This window comes from Clostridium sp. C105KSO13 (genome assembly GCF_001517425.1).
Classification (GTDB): Bacteria; Bacillota; Clostridia; order Lachnospirales; family Lachnospiraceae; genus Muricomes.
This window is the reverse complement of record NZ_FBWL01000169.1, coordinates 149971-176232: the sequence shown is the minus strand read 5'-3', so window position 1 is coordinate 176232 and position 26262 is coordinate 149971. Positions and strand designations below refer to the sequence as shown.

The 26262-nt window shown below is 43.8% G+C and carries 29 protein-coding genes; 4 read left to right on the top strand and 25 right to left on the bottom strand.

The window, feature by feature from the left end; all coding sequences use genetic code 11:
* Nucleotides 1-9: 9 nt before the first annotated feature.
* The 13 genes from nusB to rpsO all read right to left on the bottom strand — a co-directional run bounded on the left by nusB (nt 10) and on the right by rpsO (nt 10359).
* Entirely contained in the window at nt 10-408 is a 399-nt protein-coding gene (gene nusB, locus BN3456_RS11945) for a transcription antitermination factor NusB (protein ID WP_089984360.1), read from the bottom strand.
* A 92-nt stretch (nt 409-500) separates the two neighbouring features.
* A complete protein-coding gene (locus tag BN3456_RS11940) occupies nt 501-884 on the bottom strand; it encodes an Asp23/Gls24 family envelope stress response protein (RefSeq protein WP_089984359.1) in 384 nt (127 codons plus the stop codon).
* Between the two features lie 85 nt (nt 885-969).
* Nucleotides 970-2562, bottom strand: a complete 1593-nt coding sequence (locus BN3456_RS11935) for a peptide chain release factor 3 (protein WP_089984509.1) — start codon at nt 2560-2562, stop codon at nt 970-972.
* A 120-nt stretch (nt 2563-2682) separates the two neighbouring features.
* Complete coding sequence (locus tag BN3456_RS11930; RefSeq protein ID WP_089984357.1) at nt 2683-3327, bottom strand: SpoIIIAH-like family protein; 645 nt, start codon at nt 3325-3327, stop codon at nt 2683-2685.
* 14 nt (nt 3328-3341) lie between these two features.
* On the bottom strand, nt 3342-3947 hold the full coding sequence (locus BN3456_RS11925; protein WP_176699185.1) for a stage III sporulation protein AG: 606 nt from the start codon (nt 3945-3947) through the stop codon (nt 3342-3344).
* Nucleotides 3937-4308: a stage III sporulation protein AF gene (locus tag BN3456_RS11920; protein ID WP_089984356.1), complete on the bottom strand. Its 372-nt coding sequence runs from the start codon at nt 4306-4308 to the stop codon at nt 3937-3939. Before BN3456_RS11920 ends, BN3456_RS11925 begins: the two co-directional genes overlap by 11 nt.
* A gap of 155 nt (nt 4309-4463) precedes the next feature.
* Nucleotides 4464-5663 (bottom strand): stage III sporulation protein AE, encoded by a 1200-nt coding sequence (locus BN3456_RS11915; protein ID WP_089984355.1) that lies wholly within the window; start codon nt 5661-5663, stop codon nt 4464-4466.
* Nucleotides 5660-6046, bottom strand: coding sequence for a SpoIIIAC/SpoIIIAD family protein (locus BN3456_RS11910; RefSeq protein ID WP_089984354.1), 387 nt, complete (start codon nt 6044-6046; stop codon nt 5660-5662). Before BN3456_RS11910 ends, BN3456_RS11915 begins: the two co-directional genes overlap by 4 nt.
* A gap of 71 nt (nt 6047-6117) precedes the next feature.
* Nucleotides 6118-6312: a stage III sporulation protein AC gene (gene spoIIIAC, locus BN3456_RS11905; RefSeq protein ID WP_089984353.1), complete on the bottom strand. Its 195-nt coding sequence runs from the start codon at nt 6310-6312 to the stop codon at nt 6118-6120.
* 14 nt (nt 6313-6326) lie between these two features.
* Entirely contained in the window at nt 6327-6845 is a 519-nt protein-coding gene (locus BN3456_RS11900; RefSeq protein WP_089984351.1) for a stage III sporulation protein AB, read from the bottom strand.
* Nucleotides 6830-7774, bottom strand: coding sequence for a stage III sporulation protein AA (gene spoIIIAA / locus BN3456_RS11895; protein WP_089984350.1), 945 nt, complete (start codon nt 7772-7774; stop codon nt 6830-6832). Before spoIIIAA ends, BN3456_RS11900 begins: the two co-directional genes overlap by 16 nt.
* Before the next feature lie 157 nt (nt 7775-7931).
* Nucleotides 7932-10019: a polyribonucleotide nucleotidyltransferase gene (locus BN3456_RS11890; protein ID WP_089984348.1), complete on the bottom strand. Its 2088-nt coding sequence runs from the start codon at nt 10017-10019 to the stop codon at nt 7932-7934.
* Between the two features lie 73 nt (nt 10020-10092).
* The gene (gene rpsO, locus BN3456_RS11885) at nt 10093-10359 is read right to left on the bottom strand and encodes a 30S ribosomal protein S15 (RefSeq protein WP_089984347.1); all 267 of its coding nucleotides are present in this window, start codon (nt 10357-10359) and stop codon (nt 10093-10095) included.
* Between the two features lie 277 nt (nt 10360-10636).
* Between rpsO and BN3456_RS11880 the strand changes: the two genes are divergently transcribed.
* Both BN3456_RS11880 and aroA read left to right on the top strand, forming a co-directional pair.
* Complete coding sequence (locus BN3456_RS11880) at nt 10637-11734, top strand: prephenate dehydrogenase (RefSeq protein ID WP_089984345.1); 1098 nt, start codon at nt 10637-10639, stop codon at nt 11732-11734.
* 163 nt (nt 11735-11897) lie between these two features.
* Nucleotides 11898-13190, top strand: coding sequence for a 3-phosphoshikimate 1-carboxyvinyltransferase (aroA, locus tag BN3456_RS11875; protein ID WP_089984343.1), 1293 nt, complete (start codon nt 11898-11900; stop codon nt 13188-13190).
* A gap of 18 nt (nt 13191-13208) precedes the next feature.
* Here aroA and folK read toward each other — a convergent pair whose 3' ends face one another.
* The 12 genes from folK to BN3456_RS11815 all read right to left on the bottom strand — a co-directional run bounded on the left by folK (nt 13209) and on the right by BN3456_RS11815 (nt 25251).
* A complete protein-coding gene (gene folK / locus BN3456_RS11870; protein WP_089984342.1) occupies nt 13209-14021 on the bottom strand; it encodes a 2-amino-4-hydroxy-6-hydroxymethyldihydropteridine diphosphokinase in 813 nt (270 codons plus the stop codon).
* Nucleotide 14022: 1 nt separating this feature from the next.
* Entirely contained in the window at nt 14023-14838 is an 816-nt protein-coding gene (folP, locus tag BN3456_RS11865; protein ID WP_089984340.1) for a dihydropteroate synthase, read from the bottom strand.
* A gap of 6 nt (nt 14839-14844) precedes the next feature.
* Nucleotides 14845-15327 (bottom strand): HD domain-containing protein, encoded by a 483-nt coding sequence (locus BN3456_RS11860; RefSeq protein WP_089984339.1) that lies wholly within the window; start codon nt 15325-15327, stop codon nt 14845-14847.
* A 26-nt stretch (nt 15328-15353) separates the two neighbouring features.
* On the bottom strand, nt 15354-15905 hold the full coding sequence (gene folE / locus BN3456_RS11855; protein ID WP_347458055.1) for a GTP cyclohydrolase I FolE: 552 nt from the start codon (nt 15903-15905) through the stop codon (nt 15354-15356).
* Entirely contained in the window at nt 15905-17200 is a 1296-nt protein-coding gene (locus BN3456_RS11850; RefSeq protein ID WP_089984336.1) for a bifunctional folylpolyglutamate synthase/dihydrofolate synthase, read from the bottom strand. Before BN3456_RS11850 ends, folE begins: the two co-directional genes overlap by 1 nt.
* A gap of 110 nt (nt 17201-17310) precedes the next feature.
* Nucleotides 17311-18486 (bottom strand): SpoIIE family protein phosphatase, encoded by a 1176-nt coding sequence (locus tag BN3456_RS11845; RefSeq protein ID WP_089984335.1) that lies wholly within the window; start codon nt 18484-18486, stop codon nt 17311-17313.
* A gap of 7 nt (nt 18487-18493) precedes the next feature.
* Nucleotides 18494-20200: a [Fe-Fe] hydrogenase large subunit C-terminal domain-containing protein gene (locus tag BN3456_RS11840; protein ID WP_089984334.1), complete on the bottom strand. Its 1707-nt coding sequence runs from the start codon at nt 20198-20200 to the stop codon at nt 18494-18496.
* A gap of 15 nt (nt 20201-20215) precedes the next feature.
* Nucleotides 20216-21958 carry an NADH-dependent [FeFe] hydrogenase, group A6 gene (locus BN3456_RS11835; protein ID WP_089984333.1) on the bottom strand — a complete coding sequence of 581 codons (1743 nt, stop codon included), beginning with the start codon at nt 21956-21958 and terminating at the stop codon, nt 20216-20218.
* A gap of 15 nt (nt 21959-21973) precedes the next feature.
* Nucleotides 21974-23761, bottom strand: a complete 1788-nt coding sequence (gene nuoF, locus BN3456_RS11830) for an NADH-quinone oxidoreductase subunit NuoF (RefSeq protein ID WP_089984332.1) — start codon at nt 23759-23761, stop codon at nt 21974-21976.
* 21 nt (nt 23762-23782) lie between these two features.
* Nucleotides 23783-24163: a (2Fe-2S) ferredoxin domain-containing protein gene (locus tag BN3456_RS11825; RefSeq protein WP_089984331.1), complete on the bottom strand. Its 381-nt coding sequence runs from the start codon at nt 24161-24163 to the stop codon at nt 23783-23785.
* A gap of 28 nt (nt 24164-24191) precedes the next feature.
* Entirely contained in the window at nt 24192-24752 is a 561-nt protein-coding gene (locus tag BN3456_RS11820; RefSeq protein ID WP_089984330.1) for an ATP-binding protein, read from the bottom strand.
* A gap of 4 nt (nt 24753-24756) precedes the next feature.
* Nucleotides 24757-25251, bottom strand: coding sequence for an NADH-quinone oxidoreductase subunit NuoE family protein (locus BN3456_RS11815; protein ID WP_089984329.1), 495 nt, complete (start codon nt 25249-25251; stop codon nt 24757-24759).
* Nucleotides 25252-25431: 180 nt separating this feature from the next.
* On the opposite strand from BN3456_RS11815, the gene BN3456_RS11810 reads away from it, so the two are divergent.
* Together BN3456_RS11810 and BN3456_RS11805 are read left to right on the top strand one after the other, a co-directional pair.
* On the top strand, nt 25432-25776 hold the full coding sequence (locus BN3456_RS11810) for a DRTGG domain-containing protein (protein WP_089984328.1): 345 nt from the start codon (nt 25432-25434) through the stop codon (nt 25774-25776).
* Nucleotides 25777-26199, top strand: coding sequence for an ATP-binding protein (locus tag BN3456_RS11805; protein ID WP_089984327.1), 423 nt, complete (start codon nt 25777-25779; stop codon nt 26197-26199).
* Nucleotides 26200-26262 lie beyond the last annotated feature (63 nt).

Genomic DNA, 26262 nt, shown 5'->3' with positions numbered 1-26262 from the left:
AACCGCCTCCTAATCCACGAGCTTTGCAAGAACTCCGTTAATGAAGGATGGACCTTCACCCCCGCTGAAATGCTTTGCCAGCTCCACGGCCTCGTTGATTGCCACTCCTGTCGGAATATCCTCGTCCCACTTCATCTCATAAACTGCAAGACGCAAAATTGATAAATCTACTTTGTTCATTCTTGTGGTCTTCCACCCGGTGGTCTTCTCGTTCAAGATCCCGTCAATTTCATTTACTTTATCTATGACTGCCTGGAGTTTGATTTTTATCTGCTCTTTTTCTGTGTCCCCGGCACTCCCGAGATAATCTAAGTAGAGGCTTATATGTTCCGGCATATCCCTCCTGTCAACAAACTCTATCTGAAAAAGCATTTTGAAAACATGCTCTCGAAATTCTCTTCTTACCATGTGCTGGCTCCTTTCCATTGGCATCCAAAAAAAGGGATGCCTTACGACATCCCCATTATACTACACCTCTACTGTCCTTTGCAATGAAAAGGTTATTCCTGACTTTCCATTTCCACGCCGGCCACCTTGATATTGACATCGGCCACTTCCAGGCCGGTCATGTTCTCCACGGCATTCTTCACCTTTTCCTGTACCTTGGAAGAAATCTCCATAATACTGTAATTATATTTCAGGTTCAGTGCCAGGGAAACTGTTACAACACCTTCAAGCACGTCCACTTTCACGCCCTTGGACAGGTTCTTCATACCCAGCTTGCTGATAAATTCATTGGTCACATTGCCTGCCATGGATGCAACGCCTTCCACTTCCGTGGCCGCCAGGGCAGCAATAATTGCTACAACTTCATCTGCAATCTTGACCTCCCCCATGTTGGAGTCATTCTGTATAGTATAAGTATTTCTTTCGTCCTTTGCCATCGTAAAAACCTCCTGCTTAATTTACGCTGATGTTTCTTTTTATTTTATATTATAGCAAATATCCATCTGTTTGAAAAGAAGAATATCAGGAGCGTCCGAATTCGGAAAGCTTTAGTTCCTTATTTCTCTCCAGAGTCATGCGTATGCTCCACTCATGTACAAACAGTAGAAGCGGCCTGCCCTTTAAGTCCTTAATTTTCTTCATGTCCGAAGTCCCCGTCAGTTTGTCCATGTTGATTTCTTCATTTTCAATCCATCGGATATGCTCATAGGGAAGGTTCTCCAGTCTGATTTCTACATTATACTCATTTAACAGGCGGTATTCCAATACATCAAATTGCAGCACGCCTACCACGCCTACAATAATTTCTTCCATTCCGGTATTAAATTCCTGGAAGATCTGGATTGCACCTTCCTGAGCTATCTGATTGATTCCTTTCACGAACTGCTTGCGTTTCATAGTATCAACCTGACGCACTCTGGCAAAGTGTTCCGGCGCAAAGGTAGGGATTCCTTCATAGGTAAACCTGTCTTTTGCGGCAGTCAGCGTATCCCCAATAGAAAAGATTCCCGGGTCAAACACACCGATAATATCTCCTCCGTAAGCCTTATCGATGATTTTTCTTTCGCTGGCCATCATCTGCTGGGGACGTGCCAGGCGTACTTCCTTCCCTCCCTGCATATGGTAGACAGGTAAGCCGGCTTCAAACTCACCGGAGCAGATTCTCATAAAGGCGATTCTATCTCTGTGCGCCTTATTCATATTTGCCTGTATTTTGAATACAAAAGCGGAAAAATCGGATTCTGTCATAGGATCAATCTCTCCTATATCAGACATTCTGGGAAGCGGAGAACTGGTCATTGCCAGAAAATGCTTCAGAAAAGTTTCGACGCCAAAATTCGTGAGGGCGGAGCCAAAGAAAACCGGTGATAGATTTCCTTTGTTGACCAGTTCCTGGTCAAACTCTGCCGCAGCACCGTCCAGAAGTTCTATCTCTTCTTCTAGAGTAGCCTTTGCCTCAGTCCCCAGTATCCAGTCCAGTTCCGGATTGTTGGCATCGATTTTTTTCACCTCTCCCAGGGCAGTTCCTTTCTGTGTATCTGAAAACAGCTCCACTTCCTTCTTCTGTCTGTCAAACACTCCTTTGAAATCTTTGCCTGAACCAATAGGCCAGTTAACCGGGCATGTTGCTATTCCCAGTTCTTTTTCGATATTATCCAGCAGGTCAAAGGTATCCCTTGCCTCTCTGTCCATTTTATTAATAAAGGTAAAAATCGGAATGTGTCTCATGACACAGACCTTGAACAGCTTGCGAGTCTGAGCCTCCACACCCTTGGAAGCATCAATGACCATCACCGCAGAGTCAGCCGCCATCAAGGTGCGGTAAGTATCCTCGGAAAAATCCTGATGCCCCGGTGTATCCAGGATATTGATGCAGTATCCGCCATAGCGGAACTGTAACACAGAAGAGGTCACGGAAATCCCTCTTTCTTTTTCAATATCCATCCAGTCCGAAACTGCATGTTTTGCCGTTGCCTTTCCCTTCACGGAACCGGCATGATTAATCGCTCCACCATAAAGCAAAAACTTCTCGGTAAGTGTAGTCTTACCCGCATCCGGATGAGAAATAATGGCAAATGTTCTTCTCTTTTTTATTTCATTTGTAATTTCTGACATATTTTTAATCTCCAGTTCAACCATCCTATTAACTTATCTAGTTTATCACAAGTGGAAACCACCTGCAATTGTTTTAAAGAAGTTCATTACAATGTGATATGATTTACTCTTATAATTTTTTTATTCTCCGCTGTTTGCAGCGTTGTCTGCTGTACCCTCATGTATCGGTGTAATAACAATGTTCTCTGGCGCTATGTCGGTCTTCCGTGTTACGATATCTTCTATCTGGGCACGGTTGGCATCTGTCAGTTCGGCGCTGTTTACAACAATATCCGCAGAGTCGGCTGTAAGGCTCACGACACTCTCTGAAAACCCTTTGGATACCATCAGAGTTTCAATTGTCACTTCCTGCTCAGACAATTGCGTCATCTGGACCATCTGGGCAATAGCGTCCTGCTTCTCTTCATCGCTGATATTCGTATTGTCGATGATAGCCTGCAGCGTTTCCTTGTTCTGAGCACGGACCTGTTCCCGGGACACTTTAGCCTGTGCCACAGTCGCATCTGTCTGGCCGCTTGTCAACACTGCCTCTCCCGGTGTGCCGTCCACCTCAGAGTCATTGCTTGCTATGTCACCGGAACCTGTCTCCAGATCTTCGTCCGAAATATCCAGCAGCTCCTTGTTGGCCAGATCTGCATTTGCCTCCGCAGACCCCTTATCTGACTGTCCGAACAGCCGGCCTGAGTAATTCAGGTACCCGGCAATGGCAATCATAATTGCCAGCGTGGTAATAATAATTTGATTTTTCTTAAATAAACGCTTCACTTGGAATCCTCCTTTTATGTATCAGTCCTTTTCATTATTTTTATTTTATGCGCTTCTACGCCGAATAATGCCTGGATTGCTTCTGTTATATTCTCCACAACCACTGCATTGTCTCCGCCTTGGGCAATCACAATCACTCCTTCGATTTCCGGAGTAAGCCTCTTACTCACATAGGGGGACGACGACCCGTCAGAAGACTGCTCATAAATACTTGTCTTATCTGCTGTATTTTCCTTTACAGAACGTGTCCCTCCCGAGCTGTCCTCCTCATTTGTATTCTGATTACTGCTTTTTTGATCCTTCTCTACAATATTCTGACCGGAAGACTTCAATGTAATCATCACTTCTGCTTTTCCAACTCCCTGCACATGTTCCAGCGCCTTAGAGATGCGCCGCTCCAGATACTGCGCATACTCCTCCTGAGAATCAGACGGTGAAACCGACTTCTTTCCGGCATCCTCTGTATTCTCTGCAGCGCCCGTCGCTTTCCTGCCAGGCACAGGTATTGCAATCACTACCAGCAGGATGCCCACGAGCAGAATAATCAAAAGCTGGGTTTTCCCGGGAAATTTTCTCTTTTCTTTTAATTGATCTAACATTTCCTTCCATTTATTTTCCAATCTGAATACCCTCCACTTTTATCTCGTCAGAGGCGCCCTTTGACTCATTATCTTCCCCGGCATCATTCTGATATTCATCGGGAAGAAAATCCATAATATCCTGATCCTCAAAATATTTCTGCTGCTCTTCAATCTCATCTTTTGACAGTTCATATTCTTTGCTGTGATACAACTCATAAAAATGGTTCTCCATCCCCACAAGCTTTAGTACGGGTGTCAGCATCAGCAGTATCATAACCATACCGGAAAAAAACTGCACATATTTTTTGTATCCGGTTCCGGGAATTACCTGGAGTACTGCTGTGACGATCACAAGGAAAAAAGCCAGGGTTTGAATCCATTCATATAAATAATCAAGCATTGTCATATCCCCCTCATACAAATGATATGATACCAGGGTCAACAGGTCATGGGTTTCATGGCTGCATGAAAAAGCATGACTTTAGGATTGCGGGTGCACAAAGTGGGTAGCAATCCGTAGGTATCAAGGGTCAAAATACATTTTTGCCCTGTTGTTTAAGATGTTGTCGCTGTTATCACGGCAATGGTCAGCAAAAATAGTATTACTGTTGAAAGCACCACTTTTACGATAAGTTCATAACCTTCACTCACACTGCTGATACAGTTTGTAATTCTTTTATCTGAAACGGGCTGAACTAAAGCGGCAGCCAGCTTATACATCAGCATCATAAATATGTTCTGTAAAACGGGCACAGCACAGATAGAAATTATAATAATCGCTCCTGCCATCCCTATGCCGTTTTTTATCAGTATAGCAGTCCCCAGCACTACATCGGTGACTCCACCGATTGCATTTCCTATTCCCGGTATAGCCTGAGCTGTTTTTGTCAGAGCACTTCGTTTTAATGTATCGATAGCCGGTGCAAGCATGCCCTGAATAACATTTATCCCGATCACCACGGTAATCAATGTTTTAAGAATCCAGGAAACCAGCTTTTTTAAAAGTTCGGCAAACTGAGACAGATATTCTTCACCTGCAAGATAATTTATCACCTGCACCATAATATAAATATTAATAATTGGAAGAAGAAAACGTAAAATTATGACCTCTGCTGCATAAATCAAAAACAGTACAATGTTATAAAAGATCAGCGAGCTGGTGCTTCCCGAGGCAATTGCCACTGCAAGAAAATAGCTGGGACACAAGACACCCATAAAGTCCAGCAGCACACTCATCTGTCCTTCAATTCCTTTCATTGCAATACGAAATACATTCAGGCACATTGTAATCAGAAGAATATACAAAACATAAAAACTAATCTCTGAAACCTGTTTGTTTTGGAATGCATTGGAGAAGTTGGTGAAAACAGCTGCAATAATAGCAATCAGAAGCATATAGACCAGATTTTGTCTGTTCTGTCTGAATTCATAAAAAAACTGGTCTGCCACAAATTCCATGATATGCTTTCCGGCCCCTGCTCCTTCTCCCTTTATAAGAGAAGACACCAGTTCCTGAAAAGTGATTTTTTTTTCCGGAAACAGCTTTTGCAGGCTGTCGTCTATCTCCGTAAAATCAAATTCCGAAAACAGTTTGTTTTCGGTCTCATTTTCAATTGCATCATAGTCTATGTCTCCTTCATTCTCAACTGCATATACAGTCAGACAGTATCCCTTTCCATCAGAAAAGAATATTGCCGCAAAGAACAGAAGAAATAAGAAGACACATCCGGCTTTTTTTCCCTGTTCTCTCTTCATGATAAAAACTCCTGAATTGTTTCCAAAAGAGCAAGCAGCACAGGCAGCCCAAGGGCCAGTATGGTCAGTTTGCTGAAGATTTCAATCTGCATGGCTATTGTCTGGTATCCCGCATCTTTGCAGACACTGGAGGAGAACTCAGCAATATAAGTAATTCCAATCATTTTCAACATAGTTGCAATATAGCTGGTATCAATTTTAATATATTGGCTCACCTGAGACACTGCTTTCACGAAAAGCCCAAGCCTGTCTACAATACATGCAAAAATAAAAATACTGATAGCCACACTTATGTAAATCCCATATTCAGATTTCCCGCCTTTAAACTGTATGGACAGAAGGGCACCTATCACACCAATAATACCTATCTGAATCATGCTCATAGAATATGCTCCTTTCCCATATGTATATTGTTGTCTCTCAGATACTGTCCAAAACCGTCTCCGGGAAATGTTTACAGAGAAAATAATTGTTTAATAGATGTAAATAAGTCATATATATAAGGAAGTATCCATGACAGTACAAGTATCAATCCAGCAAAGCTCGTAAGAAATGCCTGTTCATCCCGTCCACTGTGTTTGAGGACCTGACTTAAAATAGAAACCAGTATCCCCACTGCCGCAATTTTAAATATCAGATTTATGGTCATGGAACCCTCCTATTTTATATTAATATGACAACCAAAAAAATCCCGCTCATTACGCCGAGACAGCTGCCAATTCTTTTCTTTGACGACATACCTTCTCTCATCTTTTCAATTTCCAGTTCCAGTCTGTTAATGTAAAGCTGCATGGATCTGCTGGAAGTATCCCCATTAAGCTGACCCATAAATGTTCCCAGTTCTTTCAGCTGAATGGCGTGTACACTTGCTAGATGAAGCTCGCTTAGGTACTTATCTACACCCCTGTTCCATATTTTTGCAAATTCATCTTCTTCCCTGTTTTCTATCTGACGTTCCATGCTTTTAAGCCAGCTTTTGTAAGGATTTTTTACCCTCACCGCAACTCTTGCAAATACTTCCCCCATAGGCGCATTGGAATATTCCATCTCACCTTTCAGCAGGTATACAATATGCCGAATATACAAAAGCTTCTCCAGATACCTCTGCAATTCCGCTCCGTATACCATTCCTGCACCTGTGGTTGCCGTAATAATCAGCAGGCTGCCTATAAATCTCTGCATAGCAGACTCCCCCGTTCATCATATACTTCCCGTATCTCCCCGGGTCTTTTTTCGTTTCCCAGTATGATATAGCGCTCAAACCTGCGCTCTTTAATCAGCTTTCCGAGCACCGGTTTATCCTTTGCCTCATCCATAGACATTCCATGTACGCTGGCGATCATCTTACAGCCGCACTGCATGGCATATTCAATGGCATGTATATCCTCGGGAGCGCCGATTTCATCTACCGCGATGACCTGAGGTGCCATAGAGCGTATGAGCATAATCATTCCCTCTGCTTTTGGGCACCCATCCAATATATCCGTGCGCATCCCCAGCTGATTTTGGGCAATACCAAGGTAACAGCCGCCAATCTCTGAACGTTCATCTACTACACCCACCGTGCAGCCCTTAATATATGTATTCCCGTCCGATATCTGCCGTATCAGATCCCGGATTAACGTTGTCTTCCCACAGCGTGGTGGCGAAATCACCAGAGTATGGCATATCTGCCGGTTCTTTGTAAGAAAAGGCAGCACTTTATCTGCGCATCCCAAAACTTCGTGAGCCATTCTTATGTTTACAGATGAAATATACTGCAAATTCTTCACCTTATTGTCTTCAAGTATTGCTTTTCCCATCACTCCCACGCGATGCCCTCCTTCAATCGTGATAAATCCCTGTCTCATTTCCTGCTCATATGCGTAAAGAGAGTAATGACTGACATATTCCATTGTTTCTCTTATTTCATCTTTGGTGACTATGTGCCCCTGCGCCTGCCCTGTCGGCAGAAGCCGTTCTCCATTGTCATAAATTATGCTAAGAGGCTTCTCAATCCGCATCCGAACCTCCTGCAGTTTTTCAAAATTCAGTCTTTCTGCCTCCATAATAGTCCGGATAGATTTCGCGATTACCTGCAGCACCTGCCGTTCTCTGTTTTCTTCACTCATCTTGTCCACCTCTTTAAACAATATATGAAAACATTCCGAAAATATACCACAAAAAAATAAGCGTATGAACAAGGCTGATTTAATATCATTCCCTATCTATACGCTTCTTTTTATATTTTTATTAATCTGTCAAGTCAAACCATGGCTTTATAATTCTCTACTCTGCTACATCTTTCATGCTGAAGCTGAATCTTCCCATCTTGTCCTTGCCCATACATACTACTTTAACAATATCGCCCAGTTTAAGCACATCCTCTACCTTGTTCACTCTTTCCTTGGAAATCTTGGAAATGTGAACCATTCCTTCTTTTCCCGGAGCAAATTCCAAAAATGCACCAAATTCCTTGATACTGATTACTTTTCCTTCAAATATCTGACCTGCTTCGAAATCTGTTGTGATAATAGCAACCATCTTCGCAGCTTTATCCATATCTTCTTTTTCTGTGCCACAGATGGATACAGATCCGTCATCTGTAATGTCAATTTTCACTCCGGTCTGCTCAATAATCGTGTTAATAGTCTTTCCGCGCTGTCCTACCACATCGCCAATCTTCTGTGGGTCAATCTGCATCTGAATAATCTTTGGTGCATAGGTTCCCACCTGTGTCCTGGATTCTGCAATTGTCTTGTTCATAACTTCATCCAGAATATAAGTCCTGGCCTTCTTTGTTGCTGCGATAGCTTCTTCAATAATCGGTCTTGTAAGTCCGTGAATTTTAATATCCATCTGGATTGCCGTAATACCCTTATGAGTGCCGGCTACTTTGAAATCCATATCACCAAAAAAATCTTCCAGACCCTGAATATCAGTCAATACTAAATAATCATCCTCTGTATCTCCCGTCACCAAACCTGCAGAGATACCTGCCACCGCTGCTTTAATCGGCACACCTGCAGCCATCAGAGACATGCTGGATGCACAGATACTTGCCTGTGAAGTTGAACCATTAGACTCAAAGGTCTCAGACACCGTGCGGATTGCATACGGAAATTCGGATTCATCCGGCAGTACAGGAACCAATGCTCTCTCTGCCAGTGCTCCATGTCCGATTTCACGACGTCCCGGACCTCTGGACGGTCTTGTCTCACCTACAGAATAGGAGGGGAAATTATAGTGGTGCATATATCTTTTTGATGTCTCTGCATCATCCAGTCCATCAATTCTCTGAGCCTCAGACAAAGGTGCCAGTGTAGTAACTGTACAGATCTGAGTCTGACCTCTCGTGAACATTGCAGAGCCGTGTACTCTTGGAATCAGATCGATTTCTGCAGCCAGAGGACGGATCTGATCGATGGCCCGCCCATCCGGGCGCTTGTGGTCTTTCAAAATCATCTTCCTGACAGTCTTTTTCTGATACTGGTATACAGCTTCATCCAGTACTTCCAGCCATTCATCCTTTTCAGCAAAGGCTGCTTCCAGTTTATCCTTAATTACGCGGATATTTCCTTCTCTTGTCTGCTTATCATCTGTGAACACAGCTTCTTCCATAGCAGCCGGCGGTACAATCTCGCGGATTGCCGCAAAGAGCTCTTTCGGAACTGCACAGCTCTCATAAAAATGCTTTGGCTTTCCGTACTCTGCAACAATCGTATCAATAAAAGCAATTACTTTCTGATTCAATCCATGTGCTGCAAAGATAGCATCTATCATTTGAGCCTCCGGCACTTCGTTGGCACCGGCCTCAATCATTATTACCTTTTCTTTTGTAGAAGCAACCGTCAGTGCAAGATCAGAAACTGCTTTCTCTGAAGCAGTTGGATTGAACACAAATTCTCCGTCCACCAGGCCCACCTGAGTCGTAGAAATCGGTCCGTCAAAGGGAATGTCTGAAATACATGTAGCGATTGCCGAGCCCAGCATGGCAGTCAATTCAGGACTGCAGTCCTGGTCCACAGACATTACCAGATTCTCCAGTGTTACATCATTCCTGTAGTCCTTTGGAAACAGCGGCCTCATAGGTCTGTCGATCACACGGCAGGTAAGGACTGCATTTTCAGATGCCTTTCCCTCTCTCTTATTAAAGCCCCCCGGAATCTTTCCTACAGCATATTGTCTTTCGTTATATTCTACACTCAAAGGGAAAAAATCGATTCCTTCTCTCGGCTTCTCAGATGCCGTTGCCGTACTAAGTACGGTAGTGTCGCCATAGTGCATCAGCACGGCTCCATTAGCCTGTTTTGCAACTCTGCCTACATCTACGCGCAGAGTTCTGCCGGCCAGTTCCATTTCAAATTTTTTAAACATAGTTGTCTCCTTCTTAACGCAGCAAAGGTTCCGATGCTGATGACATGCAAACGGAACCTTGATGGACTTGAAATTATTTTCTTAATCCGAGTTTTTCAATCAAAGTACGGTATCTTTCGATATCCTTGTTTTTCAGATATGCAAGCATATTACGTCTCTGTCCTACCATCTTAAGAAGACCTCTTCTTGAATGATGATCCTTCGGATTTACTTTAAAGTGTTCTGTCAGTTCATTGATTCTTGCTGTAAGAATCGCAATCTGTACTTCCGGAGAACCTGTATCTCCCTCACTTCTTCCATACTCTGCGATGATTGCCTGTTTCTTGTCTTTTTCAATCATGTTTTTGTTTCCTCCTTATATTATTTATTATTTTACAAACTGCCTGGTATTAAGCAATGGTCGGAGTATTCCGATTACCGAACACCGGCTGAATTCATACCTAGAAAGTATAGCATAAGACAATATAGATGTAAAGGAAAAATTCATATGGCACCATGCCATATGAACTTCAGCCATTCTTTAAAAACAACGAAAATCGAATTTACTTTTACACAGCAAAATGTTAAACTGATTTTATGCATTTTATTACAAATATGGACAGGAAAGGACATTATTTATGCTGACTAAAAAGATTGGTTTCATTGGTCTGGGCCTGATAGGCGGCTCTATCGCAAAGGCAATACACCAGTACTATCCGGACTGTGAACTCCTTGCATTTGACAAAAATAGAGAAACTCTGGCTCTGGCAGTTCAGGAGGGAACAATACACAAGGCCTGTTCTTCTATCGACAACAGTTTTAAAACATGCAGTTATATTTTTCTCTGTGCTCCTATTGCATATAATACCGCGTATCTTGGACAACTAAAAGAACTGATTCACCCGGATTGCATTCTGACGGACGTGGGAAGTGTAAAGGCATCCATTCACGAGGAAATCATCCGTCTCGGTCTGGAAGAAAACTTTATCGGGGGGCATCCTATGGCAGGCTCTGAAAAAAGCGGTTATAGTAATTCCAGACCAGTTTTAATCGAGAACGCCTATTATATTCTCACCCCTTCCGCAAAAGTTTCTTCTGAAAAGGTCGAAAAATATCGAAATTTTGTGGAGTCACTGAAAGCTCTCCCGATTGTACTGGATTACAAAGAACATGATTATATCACCGGAACCATCAGCCACCTTCCACATATTATTGCCTCAAGTTTAGTAAATTATGTCCATGAGACAGATACAGAAGAAGGGCTCATGAAGAATCTAGCTGCAGGCGGTTTTAAGGATATAACGAGAATTGCCTCCTCCTCACCTGGTATGTGGCAGCAGGTTTGCCTGAAAAACAGGGAAAACATTTCCAATATTCTCGGGGGCTACATAAAAACATTAAAAAAGGCTTTAACGTTCATTGATACAGGCTCTGAGGAGGAACTGTTTACACTTTTTGAATCTTCAAAAGATTACCGCGATTCCATGCCCAACACTTCTGCTGGACCAATCAAAAAGAGCTTCGCCTTTTACTGTGATATTATGGATGAGACGGGTGGAATTGCCACCATTGCCACTATTCTGGCAAATAATAATATCAGCATCAAAAATATCGGTATTGTACATAACAGAGAGTTTGAGGAAGGAGTATTACGCATTGAATTTTACGATGAATCATCTGCAAACATAGCAGCTGAACTGCTGCAAAAATACAGATATATTGTTTATAAGATATAGATAACTATTCCGGAGGGCAGAAATATTCACGAACAGCCCATGCAAGCTCGCTTGCTAAGGGCTGTTTGTGGATATTTCTATCCGGCGCTTAGCCGAAGCGAGATGTAGCAAAGCAAAATCGAGCTTGCCCTCCAAAACAATTACAAATCAGGAGGGCAGAAGTATGGAATTAAACAACATTACAGGATTAAAAGGTGAAATAACAGTACCCGGAGATAAATCCATTTCCCATCGCAGCATTATGCTTGGATCTATAGCCAAAGGGACAACCGAGGTCCATAACTTTCTGGAAGGAGCCGATTGTCTGTCTACTATAGATTGTTTCCGCAGACTTGGAATTGAGATTGAGCAAAAGCAGGACACTGTTATCGTTCACGGAAAGGGACTCCATGGATTAACGCCTCCCTCAGATATACTAAATGTGGCCAACAGCGGTACTACTGCAAGGCTGATTTCCGGTATACTTTGCGGGCAGAAATTCGATTCTAAGATTTCCGGTGACGAATCCCTAAATGCACGTCCCATGAAACGGATTATGGCACCTCTGACACAGATGGGCGCCAATATATCCAGTATTTTGCGCAATGACTGTGCACCTCTTTATATCACAAAAGGAAAACTTCACGGCATTCATTATACGTCTCCGGTTTCTTCTGCGCAGGTGAAATCCTGTATCCTGCTGGCCGGACTCTATGCAGAAGGGGAAACCTCTGTAACGGAACCGATCCTTTCTCGAAACCATACAGAACTTATGCTCCAGGATTTCGGTGCAGACCTAACTTCCTCACACCAGCTTCTGGATATCCGCACAACCGCTTCTGTACGCCCCGGCCGAGAACTTTACGGACAAAAGATTATAGTACCCGGTGATATTTCCTCTGCGGCATATTTCATTGCCGCCGGACTTATTGTTCCCGATTCTGAAATATTAATCAAAAACGTAGGAATAAATCCTACCCGTGCCGGGCTGCTGAAAGTGTGTGAAGATATGGGAGGTGATATTACACTCCATAATGAGCACATCAGCAGCGGTGAAAAGGTGGCCGACATACTTGTCCGCACCAGTCATCTGCACGGTATTACCATAGAGGGAAGTATCATTCCTGCATTAATAGATGAAATCCCTGTCATTGCCGTTATGGCAGCCTCAGCAGAGGGTACCACCATTATACGGGATGCTGGAGAATTGAGAGTGAAAGAAACAGATAGAATAGAGACAATTACAGATAACTTAAGAGCCATGGGCTGTCCTGCAGATTCTACCTTTGACGGTATGGTAATAGACGGCGGAAAACAGCTCCGCGGAGCCACCGTCCACACCCTCTTCGACCACCGTATAGCCATGGCTTTCAGCATTGCCGCACTGGCGGCGGAAGGAAGAACTAATATACTCAACAGCGAATGTGTAGATGTATCTTACCCTTCCTTTTATGATACATTTGAGCTGCTGTTATGAAATAAAAATTCTACCTATTTAACCTAACCCGGCCAGCATTTCTCTGACAGTTTTTCCGTTTCCGGGATGATGCTTGTATGGCGCTATTTCCTCAAGAGGCCTAAGAACAAAATCCCGGTTCTGCAGGTCTGCATGGGGAATACACAATGTATCCGTTCCCAGTATTAAATCATCATAGAACAGAATATCCAGATCGAGGGTTCTGGGGCCCCAGTGGATAGTTCTCTCCCGCCCTGCATCTTGTTCAATCTTATGCAGTGTACCCAGTAATTCTTCAGGAGACAGAAGGGTCTTAAGCTCCAGACACCCGTTGAGAAAATCATCCTGCTGAATCCTTCCATAAGGAGGCGTAACCAGCCAGGAGGAGGTCTTTGTCACATAACACCCCCGGGCCTCATGCAGGGCTTTTACAGCATCCTCCAGGTATTTCTGCTTATCTCCCATGTTTGATCCCAGTGCAACATAGGCCGTGTGCCATTGCCTTATAATTTTTACAGAGACATACTCCACCGGCAGGCCTACCGGTGCCCACGGCTTTTTCAATTCCAGTTCCACCTTTTCCAAATGCTTTGTTCCAAGCAGAAGAGCCTCTGCCAGACTCTCCGCGGCACGTTCTATTAGTTTATATGTATGCTTTTTCATATAGTCAGTTATAAACCGGCTGACCTCTCCGTAATGAATAGACGCCTTCAGATCATCTGTCTGACCGGCATGTCTCGTATTTGTATATAAGGTTACAGACACAAGAAATTTCTGTCCAAGAACATTTTCTTCTGGGAACACCCCGTGATTTGCAAATACTTCTAAGTTTTCTATATTAATCCGATCCATCTCACACCTCATGTTTCCTCATAATTGCCTGTGTCATCTGTATGGCGCGTTTGTTTTCCTTCACATCATGCACCCGCACAAAAGCACATCCGCTTAAGCTGCCCAGTACGGTCGTCACCAGAGTGCCTTCACATCTCTGGTCCACGGGTAAGTCCAGAGTCAGTCCAATCACACCTTTTCTGGATGCGCCAAGGAGGAGAGGATATCCCAGTTCTTTAAGGCAGCTCAACTCTTTCATAATTTCCAGGTTCATTTCATAAGTCTTTCCAAATCCTACACCTGGATCCAAAATAATTTTGTCCCTTTCAATTCCTGTGCGCCTGGCAATATCCAAGCTCACCTGCAAATCTTCAAGCACCTCCTGCAAAAAGTTATTATATTCTGCTTTTTTTCTGTTATGCATCAGACAGCAGGCAGCCCGGCTCTTTGCAATTACCCCTGCCATTTTATCATCATATTTTAAGCCCCAGATATCATTTATCAGATCTGCCCCTGCTAAAACAGCGGCTTTAGCGACTTTGCTTTTATAAGTGTCCACAGAGACGGGTACATCAAACTCTTTTTTCAATCTTTCCAACACAGGCATAATCCGCTCTATTTCCTCTTCATCCGGGATCTTTGTATGCCCCGGACGGGTGGATTCCCCGCCAAGGTCCAAAATATCCACACCTTCTTCAATCATCTCTTCGGCATGGTTAAGTGCCCCGTCTATATGGTTATATCTTCCACCGTCGGAGAAGGAATCCGGTGTTACATTTAAAATCCCCATAACGTAGGTATGGTTTTCTGTATCAAATTCTCTTTTTCCTATTTTCATATCTTACTACCAATCAATTTTCATGTTCTTTCTTTCACTGCTCCAATTACATTCTGCTTCTGCCGGACAGGCATAGCAGGATCTGGATAATTTGTCACTTTCATACATAAGCCGACCCAGCTTTGTCATATCATGAGCAGCTTTTCGATGCTCACAAATCGCCTGCAAAATTATACCGACTTCCTTAGAGGAAAACATATCAATATCCTTCAATATAATCTGCGCTATTTCCTGTCCCGCCTGTTCATGCGGTATTTTTTCCTCATACTGACGGTACTTTCCAATGTCATGGAGCAGAGCCGCAGCATAGATTACCTCTTTTGTAAAACCCATGCCTTCCTCTAAATTCCGAATATAAGCAATTCTTGCCACATCCAGCAAATGAGGCATCTGATGCCTGCAGAAGTTTCTATTTTCTTCTGCTGATTCCAGATTTTTATAATTTTCTTCATAAAGAGGATGGCACCTGATTTTTTCCAGAACTTCCATGTTTTATACACCTTTTGACCCTTACATCATTTTATCATCTGAAAAAATAAGTTAATAAGATCCGGATTATCTGTAAATTCTCCCCGTTTCACCAGGGTGACAGTCTGACTGCCCGGCTTTTTGATTCCCCGCATTGTCATGCACATATGCTCTGCTTCAAGCATGACACATACCCCCTTTGGGTTTATACTTCCCATCAGAGCATCGGCAATCTGTACCGTCAGCCGCTCCTGAAGCTGGAGCCGCCTTGCATATACTTCCACAGTTCTTGCGAGCTTACTTAAACCCACCACATTTCCGTCGGGAATATAGGCAATGTGGGCCTTTCCATAAAACGGAAGGAGGTGGTGTTCACAAGTAGAATAAAAGGTAATATTCTTCTCTACAACCAATTCGTTATTGTCCGCATGAAAAGTTTTTTTTAGGTGTTCTTCCGCACTTTCTTCCATTCCACCATATATTTCTTCGTACATCCGCGCAATGCGTTCCGGTGTATCTTTAAGCCCCTCACGATCCGGGTCTTCTCCTATCCCGTCAAGAAGCAGACGGACTGCCTGTTTTACTTTTTTCTGATCTATCATTTTCGCTCTCCCCTTTTTTTAACCAGCTCCATCACCAGTCCCAAATAGGACAAAGAGCCAAATGTAAGTATCACATCGTCTTTAGCTGCCGCCAGAAATGCATCCTTTACAGCCCCGGAAATAGCTGTCTCTGCCTTCACCTCGGCACAATATGGTGTCAATGCCCTGGCCAGGTCTGCAGCTCTTAGCGTCCGGTCTGTATCCGGCAGATCAACTGTAAAAATCTTAGAGGCCAGAGGCCCCATAATACGTGCTATTTTTTGATACTCCTTATCTCGAAAAATACCCATAATAAATACCAGCCTCTTCCCGGGAAAATAGGTTTCAACAGATTCCCGCAATCGTAAAGCGGCTTCCTCATTATGAGCTCCGTCTGCAATAAATATAGGCCCTGTATTGATACACGAAAATCTTCCCGGCCAAACTGTTTCCTCAAACCCTTTTCTGACTGCTTCTTCCGGAATACGATACCCGGCGTCCTTAAGCGAATCTATAAGCTCCAGCACAGTCACCGCATTCACAATCTGGTATCTTCCCGCCAGGGATATATGAATATTATCCCGGTTTTTATAGGTGAAGTACTGACCTCGCCAGCCTTCTTCCAATAGTTGCGTCTCATTGTCATCCGCCGTATACATCCTGCATCCAAGCTCATTTGCAAAGTTCTTAAAAACTTTCATCACTTCCGGCTTCTGTCCGGCAGTCACAACCACACAGCCCGGCTTCATAATTCCGGCTTTATTCACTGCTATCTTTTCCAGACTTTCTCCTAAAACCCCCATATGATCACGACTGACGGATGAGAATACAGCTGCTATTGTATTTTTCACAATGTTTGTCGCATCCAGTGTGCCGCCCAGACCGGCTTCCAATACGACAATATCACATTTGACTTTTTTGAAATACAAAAAAGCCACTGCCGTCTCAGCCTCAAAAACAGTGGGACTTGCCTCACCATGAGCCTCCATACGTACAATAGCTTTCTGAACTTCTTCCACTAATTCTGCGAAATCATCTTCCGGTATCCATTTTCCGTCTACCTGAATCCGTTCCAGATAGGAAACTACTGTTGGTGATACATATCGCCCCGTTCTGTATCCTGCCTCACTTAAAATTGTGGAAGTGTATGCAAGCACAGAGCCTTTGCCATTCGTCCCTGCGATATGTATGAACTTCAAGTCATCCTGAGGATTACCGAGTTCATTCAACAGACCTCGAATCGTATCTAAGCCAAGTACACTTCCGTATTTCGACACTTCGTCCAAATATACCCTTGCTTCTTTATAGGTCACGTTTCCCGTTTCCTTTCGTATAGTATTATTCGATGATATTCATTTATCACTGCTTTCAATCATATCACCAAATAATATTAATCACAAGTGGAAGAAAGAAAAACAATTTTTTAATAGTACATGACTGCTACTTTCTTTCCCATTTTTTCGACAGCGCTGCGCAGCTGCTTTACTAAATTCAATCTTAAGCTAAGGTCAAAATTTAATTTTGAGCTGTGATGTATCTCATTGACCGATGTACCTACGTACAAATTCAGTTCTGTACATTCTTCAATTAGTATTTTTGCAAGTTTTGATGCTCCGTTATCGGCATCCAGCTCGTCAAAAAATTTTGTGTCAAACTCATCATTGATATAACGTTTTAATAGCTTTAGTGTTCTCCCCAGAGTCAGCACACCTTCTGTTACCAAATCCAATCCTTCTATCACAGCTGTCGGGGGGATGTCGGGATTACTGTAATTTATCTTAGTAACAATATCTTTATGAAGAATCCGGGCTGCTATATTGGCACTTGAGCCTCCTGATACAATTTTTTTCCCTTCCATGTGCATGAAGTCATACATCAGTCTTTCATCATCCTCCATCCTCAAAGGGGGACCCGTAAAAATATTCACCACTCTTCTCTCAATAACTCTTGCCACGGCAACTGTCGTGTCATCTCCGGGCTTCTGCATGTACAAATCGTTGCAGGCCTGACAAAGCAGTGCGGTAAGCCTGGATGCCGACAAAGTTTTCTTTGTACATTCCAGAGTATATTCAGCCATACTCTTCCAGGTCCAGCCATGAAGGTTTAATATTTTCCCTGTACCGGCATAAATCACACCGTCACTCGTTATTACAAAACAGTCATCTTGCTGCACCCGAAAACAATATTCACGGATCTTTTTACCTTCTATTACCATTTCCTCATATGGGTATTTTATAATCTTCTTCTCCCGGATAAAGACACAGGCAGGGTTATCATATTCTATCAAATGTGCAAACCCATTGTGGAAGATTTGCAGTATACTAAAAGTTGCATACGCAGTATTACGGACCTGACAGATAGGCAAAGTTTTGGCTACTGTCTCTACGCAGGACTCAATCTTTGCACCTTCATACAACATAGTTCCAAGAATCTTTGATGTCAAAGTTGCCAAAATGTTGGCTTTCACACCACTTCCCATACCATCCGCCAGAATTACGATGTCGGAATTTTCTGTTTTTAGTACCTCCACTTTATCCCCACACAGCTCTTCATTATGTTTGTTTAGGCTTTTCCATGCCACATCAATGCTCACACTCATGCTATTTTTACCCTTCATTTAAAATGGAGTCACTAAGCTTTGTCAGTGTCACTTTTGTCTCCGCAGTTGTCTCCCCCAGAAGACCTGCAATTTCCTGAGCAGCCAGCATCTGTTTTTCAATAACTTTCTGTGCCATTTCCACAATTTCTACCTTCTTTTCAAAGCGCTGATCTTTCAGCCTCTCTTCCTCAGTCACATCCTGGAAAGTCACAAGTGCAGAATCCAGACTTTCAATATATACAATAGTTTCTTCCACAATCATATTCTCATTTTTTAACTGTAGTTTCTTATGAATAATCGATTTCCTTGTGTGCAGCGTCTCTTCAATATCTCCGGCCTCAATAAATTCAAAGATAAATCTCTGCACAGCTTCCTCTCTGCCGACATCCAGAAAACGCAGTGCCTTATTGTTGCATTCTACAATCTGCATATTACTGTCGACGACAAGTACCATGTTAGGGGTGGCATCCAGTATCACATTAGACATGGATTCTGCCCTTGCCAGTGCATAGGGCATGCACATAGAAAGTTCTGCTTTGTTCTGATAGACTGCAATGGCCTTGTCACGACAGGTGGGATAACCACAGGCGCCGCAGTTGAGTTCATCATCGACAGAATACTTTCCGGTGGATTTTAAAATTTCTCTGATTTCCGCCTCTGTGGGAACAAGATCTGTCAGATGCCTATCCCTGAATTTCTTTGCAAGCTCCTGTGAGCTCATAGATGGCAATTCCCCGGCAGCACGGTGAGATACAGAATTTTGAATTTTTATCTTTGCTTTGACATAGGATGTGTTCCACCTTGCGGAGGCAGGGCCTTTTGCACACCCTCCCTCACAGACATTTGCCTCAATAAAACAGGCTTTAAGTTCACCTCTCTGAAGACATTCCAGCATCTCCATGCAGTTTGCAAGTCCGTCCACATAAACCTTATGATAAGCATCGGACTCTTTTTCCGTCACCACAGACTGGATGATTCCGCCGCTGACCGGGTACATACGGTTTATCCCCGGATCAGGATTGCCCAACGGCAGATCTTCGCAGGTATCCAGCCGGATTCCTTCCTCTTCCAGCCAAAGAGCCAGCTCTTCAAAGGTAAGAATTGCATCTATGGCACCAAAAACTCTTTCATCGCCGGCAGCCTCCTGTTTCTTGGCGATACACGGACCTAAGAATACTACTTTCACGTCATTTCCGTAAAGTTTTTTAATATATCGCCCATGGGCTATCATGGGCGATACTACTGGAGCCAGCATAGGGACGCAGGCAGGATAATACTTCTCCACAAGATCATTGACGCTGGGGCAGCAGGTAGTGATGATATTCTCCATCTTCTTTTCCAGGATCATCTTTTTGTATTCGGCCGTCACCAGGACAGCACCTTCGGCCGTCTCCCTTACCTCCGCAAATCCCAGTTTAATAAGGGCATCCACAACCTGACCGGGACGAGCAAACTCCAGCACTCCCTGGTAAGAAGGAGCTATGGAAATAATCGTCTTATATCCCTGCCTTAAATATCCTCTTACCCGGTTCATATCACTGGCAAATTTTTTTGCATTCTGAGGGCATACTTCCAGACAGCGTCCACAATTGATACAGTGATTTTTTAAAATGTGCGCCTGCTCATTTTGGATGGAAATCGCCTTCACTTTACAGTGACGCACACATTTATAGCAATGCCTGCATTTTGCATCTTTAAAATCAATTACCCTCATGTCTGTGCCTTTCTTTTAATTGATAGTTCGTTTCACATAACTGGTATGTAGAATATGATGTGCTTTTTCACTTCCCGGCTTATCTAAGAATTCCGTGTACAGTCTCCTGACGGAAGGATTTTCATGGGATTTTCTGATTGATTTTGCCTCATCATTGTCATACAGAGCCTTTGCGCGGGCTGCTATAACACTCTCATAATTTCGGATATCTGCGTGCACCTGAGGCTGACCGCCTCCATTGACACATCCACCGGGACAACACATAATTTCAACAAAGTGGTAATCGGCTTCCCCCTTTCTGATCTTTTCCATAATCTTCCGGGCATTTGAGAGACCGGAGGCTACTGCCACCTTCACATCCATTCCCGCCACATTATAGACAGCTTCCTTAACCCCCTGTGTGCCGCGCACTTCCTGGAACTCCACATTTGCCAGTTCTTCGCCTGTAAGTGTTTCCACCGCAGTTCGCAGGGCAGCTTCCATCACACCCCCAGTTGCCCCGAAGATAACGCCTGCACCTGTAGATTCTCCCAGAGGATCATCAAATTGCTCATCCGGAAGACTCTTGAAGTCAATCCCCTGTCTGCGGATCAGACGTGCCAATTCCCTTGTCGTGATGGAGATATCTACATCGGGAACACCCGCTGCATTCTGGTCATCCCGATTAAGTTCAAACTTCTTTGCTGTGCATGGCATAACGCTGACACATACGATATCTTCAGGATTAAGTCCCATTTTCTGCGCATAGTAAGTTTTGGAGATTGCCCCAAACATTTGCTGGGGAGACTTACAGCTTGACAGATGTTCCAGCTGGTCCGGATAATAGTGCTCACAGTATTTAATCCAGCCTGGAGAGCAGGAGGTCATTAGTGGAAGTACCCCACCGTTTTGTACACGTTCCAGAAATTCATGCGCTTCCTCCATAATGGTCAAATCCGCACTGAAATCTGTATCGAAAACTTTGTCAAATCCAATTCTGCGCAAAGCCGCCGCCATCTTCCCCTCTACGTCTGTTCCCATGGGATATCCAAACTCCTCCCCCAGGGCAGCTCTTACTGAAGGAGCCGGCTGCACAATCACATGTTTACTCTTATCTGCAATTACAGCAATCACATCATCTGTAAAGTCCTTCTCATACACAGCACCCGTGGGACAGGCCGCAATACACTGACCGCAGGCCACACAACTCGTAGTGCCCAGCCCCATATCAAAAGGGGAACCTATAAATGTGGAAAAGCCTCTGTTGTTCGGCCCGATAACACCCACTGACTGAACATTCTCACAGACAGCTGTACATCTTCTGCAGAGAATACATTTATTATTGTCTCGAATCATATGAGGAGCACTGTCATCCAGTTCATATTCCGGGGATGCCCCGGCAAAATAGTTCTCATCCTCCACGCCCATCTCCTGACAGAGTTCCTGTAGTTCACACTGACCGCTTCTTACACAAGAAAGACATTTCTTGTCATGACTTGACAGAAGCAGCTCCAAAGTACGTTTTCTGGATTCAATCAACCCTGGTGTATTTGTCAGGACCTCCATCCCCTCACTTACCGGGTGCACACAGGCCGCCACAAGATTTCTTGCACCTTTAACCTCCACAACACACATACGGCAGGCCCCAATTTCATTGATTTCTTTCAGAAAACACAAAGTAGGAATTTTAATTCCTGCTATATGTGCCGCGTCCAGAATCGTAGAGTCTGCCGGTGCACAGACCTCCAGTCCGTTAATCTTCATATTTATATTTTCCATATTCGTTACCCTCTCTTATTCTTTATAAATTGCACCGAAACGGCATTTTTCCATACAGGCTCCACACTTGATGCATTTATCCGGATTTATCATATGGGGCTCTTTCACGCTGCCGGTAATCGCGTCTGCCGGACAGACTCTCGCGCATAAGGTACATCCTTTACATTTGTCTGCATCGATCCGATACTGAAGCAGAGCTTTACATACTCCTGCAGGACATCTCTTATCCACAATATGAGCAACATATTCATCTCTGAAGTAACGGAGTGTAGAAAGCACCGGGTTCGGAGCTGTCTGCCCCAATGCACACAGAGAGTTAGATTTCAGGTGATAACACAATTCTTCCAGTTTGTCCAAATCCTCCATTGTTGCCTGGCCTTTTGTAATTTTTTCCAGAATTTCCAGCATACGTCTTGTGCCGACACGGCATGGCGTGCATTTTCCACAGGATTCATCCACTGTAAATTCCAAGAAAAATTTTGCAATATCTACCATACAGTTATCTTCATCCATAACAATCAGGCCACCCGACCCCATCATAGAACCAATGGCAAGGAGATTGTCATAATCTATGGGCACATCAAAATGCTCAGCCGGGATACATCCGCCGGACGGTCCGCCTGTCTGTGCTGCTTTGAACTTCCTGCCTCCCGGAACGCCTCCGCCAATTTCCTCGACAATTTCGCGCAGTGTGGTTCCCATCGGAATCTCCACCAGTCCCGTATTGTTAATCTTTCCTCCCAGGGCAAATACTTTTGTTCCTTTTGACTTTTCCGTACCCATGGATGCAAACCACCGGGGCCCATTTATAATAATTTGGGGAATATTTGCATAAGTCTCTACATTATTCAAAATTGTCGGCCTCTGGAACAATCCTTTTGCCGCAGGAAACGGGGGACGCGGTCTTGGTTCTCCTCTGTGTCCCTCAATAGAGGTCATAAGAGCTGTTTCCTCGCCACATACAAAAGCACCGGCGCCGAGTCTCAATTCAATATCAAAATCGAAGCCACTGCCGAAGATATCCTTTCCCAGCAAGCCATATTCTCTTGCCTGCTCTATGGCAATCTCCAAACGCTTCACCGCAATCGGATACTCTGCACGTACATAAATATACCCCTGTGATGCGCCTATGGCATATCCCGCAATCGCCATTGCCTCAAGAACTACATGAGGGTCTCCCTCCAATACAGAACGGTCCATAAAAGCTCCCGGATCCCCTTCATCCGCATTACAACAGACATATTTTTGTTCCCCGGCATTGTCAGCCGCAAATTTCCATTTGAGCCCTGTGGGGAAACCGGCACCTCCCCGGCCTCTGAGGCCACTGTCTAAAAGAATTTGTATGACATCCTCCGGTTTCTTTTCCGTCAAAACAACGCCCAGCGCCTCATAGCCCCCTGTTCCTATGTATTCTTCAATATTTTCCGGGTTGATGACACCACAGTTGCGCAGTGCCACTCTTTTTTGCTTTTTATAAAATGTGGTCTCATTCAGGGGGAGAATGTCTTCCGTTTTTGTTGTCTCATCATAAAGGAGACGTTTTACAACCCGTCCTTTCAGGAGATGTTCAGATACAATCTCCGGGATATCATCCTCCTGGACCATAGAGTAAAATGAGCCTTCGGGGTAGACAATCATAATCGGCCCCAGAGCACACAACCCAAAACAGCCTGTCTGTACAACGCCGACCTCTTCTTCAAGTCCCTGGGCCTTAATTTCTTTCTCAAGCTTTTTTATAATTCTTCGGCTTCCGGATGAAGTGCATCCTGTTCCACCGCAAACTAAAACATGCGAACGATACATAAACCTTTTGCCTCCTTTTCCTTATTCAATACCCCTTTTGGCAGCACCCAGTGTATATTTTGTCACTACCTGGCCGTCCAGCAGATGCATTCTGAGCACTTCCATTGCCTTTTCCGGAGTCATTTTCACATATGTAACTTTCTCCCTGCCCGGTTCCAATACTTCTACAATCGGCTCATACTGACATAGTCCGATACAGCCTGTCTGGGTCACATTTATATGCAGAAGCCCCTGTTCCTGCACCGCATCCGAGAGAGCCGTCAGGACAGGCCTTGCACCACTTGCGATGCCACAGGTAGCCATTCCTACAATAACCCTGATTTGCCCCTCATTCTCTTTGCGGACGCCGACTTTTCCCTGCATCTTTTCCCTTATTGCACGTAACTCTTCAAGAGATTTCATGTTTCTCCTCCATTTTCACTTTTCTGCTTTAGATATCATTCCCCTGGTCAGTTTCTTCCTTTCCGGATATAAGATACTCTTTAATAAACGCGGAAACCTCCGGGTTTGAAAAGGAAACACCTTCTCCCAATATTTCCCGGATTTCACGGGTGTCCAGCACAAATTCATTTTCATTATACCGATAGGTATATATGAAATGTATTCTCTCGTTAAAAACGACCAGTGTATATATTGTTGCGGTTATATCGCCCAAAGGCATTCTGTCTATATGCGATAACTTAAAAACGGCTCTTACTATTGTTCCTTTCCCCGGTTTTGACACAATGGAAAAGGTCCCCTTTGTGCTTTCTGCGGCCTGTTTAAAAAATGGTATTCCAAGCCCTACTCTTCTGGTGATTCTTGTAGTATAAAAAGGATCCTGTACTTTCTCTGTCTGTTCTGAAGACATGCCGCAGCCGTTGTCTTTGATAACAACAGTTAGTGTATCCCCGGAACTCATTACGGACACCTCTATTTCAATAAGTGATGCCCCGGCACGTATAGAATTCTCAGCGATGTCCAGTATGTTCAATGATATTTCCGGCATCATAGGCTTATTCGTATTTTGCTAAAATGCGGTCAATATCATCGGTCGTAAGACGTCCATATACCTCTCCGTTAACCATCATAACCGGAGCCAGACCACATGCCCCCACACAACGGCAGGCGTCCAGAGAGAACTTTCCATCCGGTGTACACTCTCCGCCTGCAATTCCAAGCTTTTTTGTCAGAGCGCTATAAATATCTCCCGAGCCTTTTACATAGCAGGCAGTGCCAAGACAGACAGATATCTGATACTTGCCTTTAGGACTTAAGGTGAACTGTGAATAAAATGTCGCTACTCCGTAAATCTTTTCCAGCGGAATGCCTGTTTCATCAGATATCATCCTTTGCACTTCTATCGGAAGATACCCGTAAATATCCTGAGCCTTCTGCAGGATGGGCATCAGAGCACCCTTTTCATCTTTCAGCTCAGCTATCATTTTCAACAGTGATTCTTCCTGATCTTTTGTCCCTGAAAACGGAACTATTTGTTTCTCAGCAAGCATTATTTAACCTCCATTTTTACTTTCTATTTATAACTTACAACATAATACCATGATATATATCATTTTTCCAGCATTATTATACTAAATATTGCTTTTCATTTGTCTAAATGTTATACTAAACAAAGAGTTTTTTCCAAAATACGCAGTTCATTTTGTGCGTTATTTAGCAAGGAGGGTGATATGACTATACAGAAAATTCAAGAGCTGCTTCATGCCGATATTCTGTTTGGAGATGAATTATTAGATATGGATGCAGAATTTGCTTTCTCGGCCGATATGATGAGTGATGTCCTCGCTTTCGCAGAGCATTGTTCTGTTCTGATTACCGGCCTGTGCAACTCTCAGGTTGTAAGAACAGCAGAGATGCTGGATATTGTCTGTGTCATATTTGTCCATGGCAAAATGCCGGATAAACATATTCTTGCAATGGCCCGGGAGAAAAAAATGGTAATTCTCTCCACAGCACATTTTATGTTTACCACATGTGGCATACTCTATGAGCAGGGGCTCAGGGGAGGTATTTAAATGGGGGAACAGCTTACATTTATTTACTCCGTGCCGGGAGATGATTTTACCCGGGCCGGAGAAGCCAGCAGTGAAATAAAAAACAGGCTTAAAATGCTGGGCGTTGACAGCCAGGCTATACGAAAGACTGCGATTGCAATGTATGAAGGTGAAATCAATATGGTAATTCATGCAAAGGGCGGTACTATAACCGTCATTATCTCAGACACGGAAATTTCCATGGTGCTGACCGATGAAGGGCCCGGGATTGCCGACATCGGCAAGGCCATGCAGGAGGGCTATTCCACTGCTCCCGAAGAGGTCCGTTCTCTCGGTTTTGGTGCTGGTATGGGACTCCCAAACATGAAAAAATATTCAGATAAATTTCACATTGAATCAGAAGTGGGAGCGGGAACAATCGTCACCATGAAAGTATACATATAATACATATAAGGTAACATCCATGCCGCTAAGCTCAAAAAGACCTCGCTAAGCCGGCAGGTTGTA

Coding starts and splice junctions, on each gene's coding strand:
- nusB (WP_089984360.1), bottom strand. CDS start 408: ATGGTAAGAAGAGAATTTCGAGAGCATGTTTTCAAAATGCTTTTTCAG.
- BN3456_RS11940 (WP_089984359.1), bottom strand. CDS start 884: ATGGCAAAGGACGAAAGAAATACTTATACTATACAGAATGACTCCAAC.
- BN3456_RS11935 (WP_089984509.1), bottom strand. CDS start 2,562: ATGTCAGAAATTACAAATGAAATAAAAAAGAGAAGAACATTTGCCATT.
- BN3456_RS11920 (WP_089984356.1), bottom strand. CDS start 4,308: ATGCTTGATTATTTATATGAATGGATTCAAACCCTGGCTTTTTTCCTT.
- BN3456_RS11915 (WP_089984355.1), bottom strand. CDS start 5,663: ATGAAGAGAGAACAGGGAAAAAAAGCCGGATGTGTCTTCTTATTTCTT.
- BN3456_RS11910 (WP_089984354.1), bottom strand. CDS start 6,046: ATGAGCATGATTCAGATAGGTATTATTGGTGTGATAGGTGCCCTTCTG.
- spoIIIAC (WP_089984353.1), bottom strand. CDS start 6,312: ATGACCATAAATCTGATATTTAAAATTGCGGCAGTGGGGATACTGGTT.
- BN3456_RS11900 (WP_089984351.1), bottom strand. CDS start 6,845: ATGCAGAGATTTATAGGCAGCCTGCTGATTATTACGGCAACCACAGGT.
- spoIIIAA (WP_089984350.1), bottom strand. CDS start 7,774: ATGAGTGAAGAAAACAGAGAACGGCAGGTGCTGCAGGTAATCGCGAAA.
- BN3456_RS11890 (WP_089984348.1), bottom strand. CDS start 10,019: ATGTTTAAAAAATTTGAAATGGAACTGGCCGGCAGAACTCTGCGCGTA.
- rpsO (WP_089984347.1), bottom strand. CDS start 10,359: ATGATTGAAAAAGACAAGAAACAGGCAATCATCGCAGAGTATGGAAGA.
- BN3456_RS11880 (WP_089984345.1), top strand. CDS start 10,637: ATGCTGACTAAAAAGATTGGTTTCATTGGTCTGGGCCTGATAGGCGGC.
- aroA (WP_089984343.1), top strand. CDS start 11,898: ATGGAATTAAACAACATTACAGGATTAAAAGGTGAAATAACAGTACCC.
- folK (WP_089984342.1), bottom strand. CDS start 14,021: ATGGATCGGATTAATATAGAAAACTTAGAAGTATTTGCAAATCACGGG.
- folP (WP_089984340.1), bottom strand. CDS start 14,838: ATGAAAATAGGAAAAAGAGAATTTGATACAGAAAACCATACCTACGTT.
- BN3456_RS11860 (WP_089984339.1), bottom strand. CDS start 15,327: ATGGAAGTTCTGGAAAAAATCAGGTGCCATCCTCTTTATGAAGAAAAT.
- BN3456_RS11845 (WP_089984335.1), bottom strand. CDS start 18,486: ATGAGTGTGAGCATTGATGTGGCATGGAAAAGCCTAAACAAACATAAT.
- BN3456_RS11840 (WP_089984334.1), bottom strand. CDS start 20,200: ATGAGGGTAATTGATTTTAAAGATGCAAAATGCAGGCATTGCTATAAA.
- BN3456_RS11835 (WP_089984333.1), bottom strand. CDS start 21,958: ATGGAAAATATAAATATGAAGATTAACGGACTGGAGGTCTGTGCACCG.
- nuoF (WP_089984332.1), bottom strand. CDS start 23,761: ATGTATCGTTCGCATGTTTTAGTTTGCGGTGGAACAGGATGCACTTCA.
- BN3456_RS11825 (WP_089984331.1), bottom strand. CDS start 24,163: ATGAAATCTCTTGAAGAGTTACGTGCAATAAGGGAAAAGATGCAGGGA.
- BN3456_RS11820 (WP_089984330.1), bottom strand. CDS start 24,752: ATGATGCCGGAAATATCATTGAACATACTGGACATCGCTGAGAATTCT.
- BN3456_RS11815 (WP_089984329.1), bottom strand. CDS start 25,251: ATGCTTGCTGAGAAACAAATAGTTCCGTTTTCAGGGACAAAAGATCAG.
- BN3456_RS11810 (WP_089984328.1), top strand. CDS start 25,432: ATGACTATACAGAAAATTCAAGAGCTGCTTCATGCCGATATTCTGTTT.
- BN3456_RS11805 (WP_089984327.1), top strand. CDS start 25,777: ATGGGGGAACAGCTTACATTTATTTACTCCGTGCCGGGAGATGATTTT.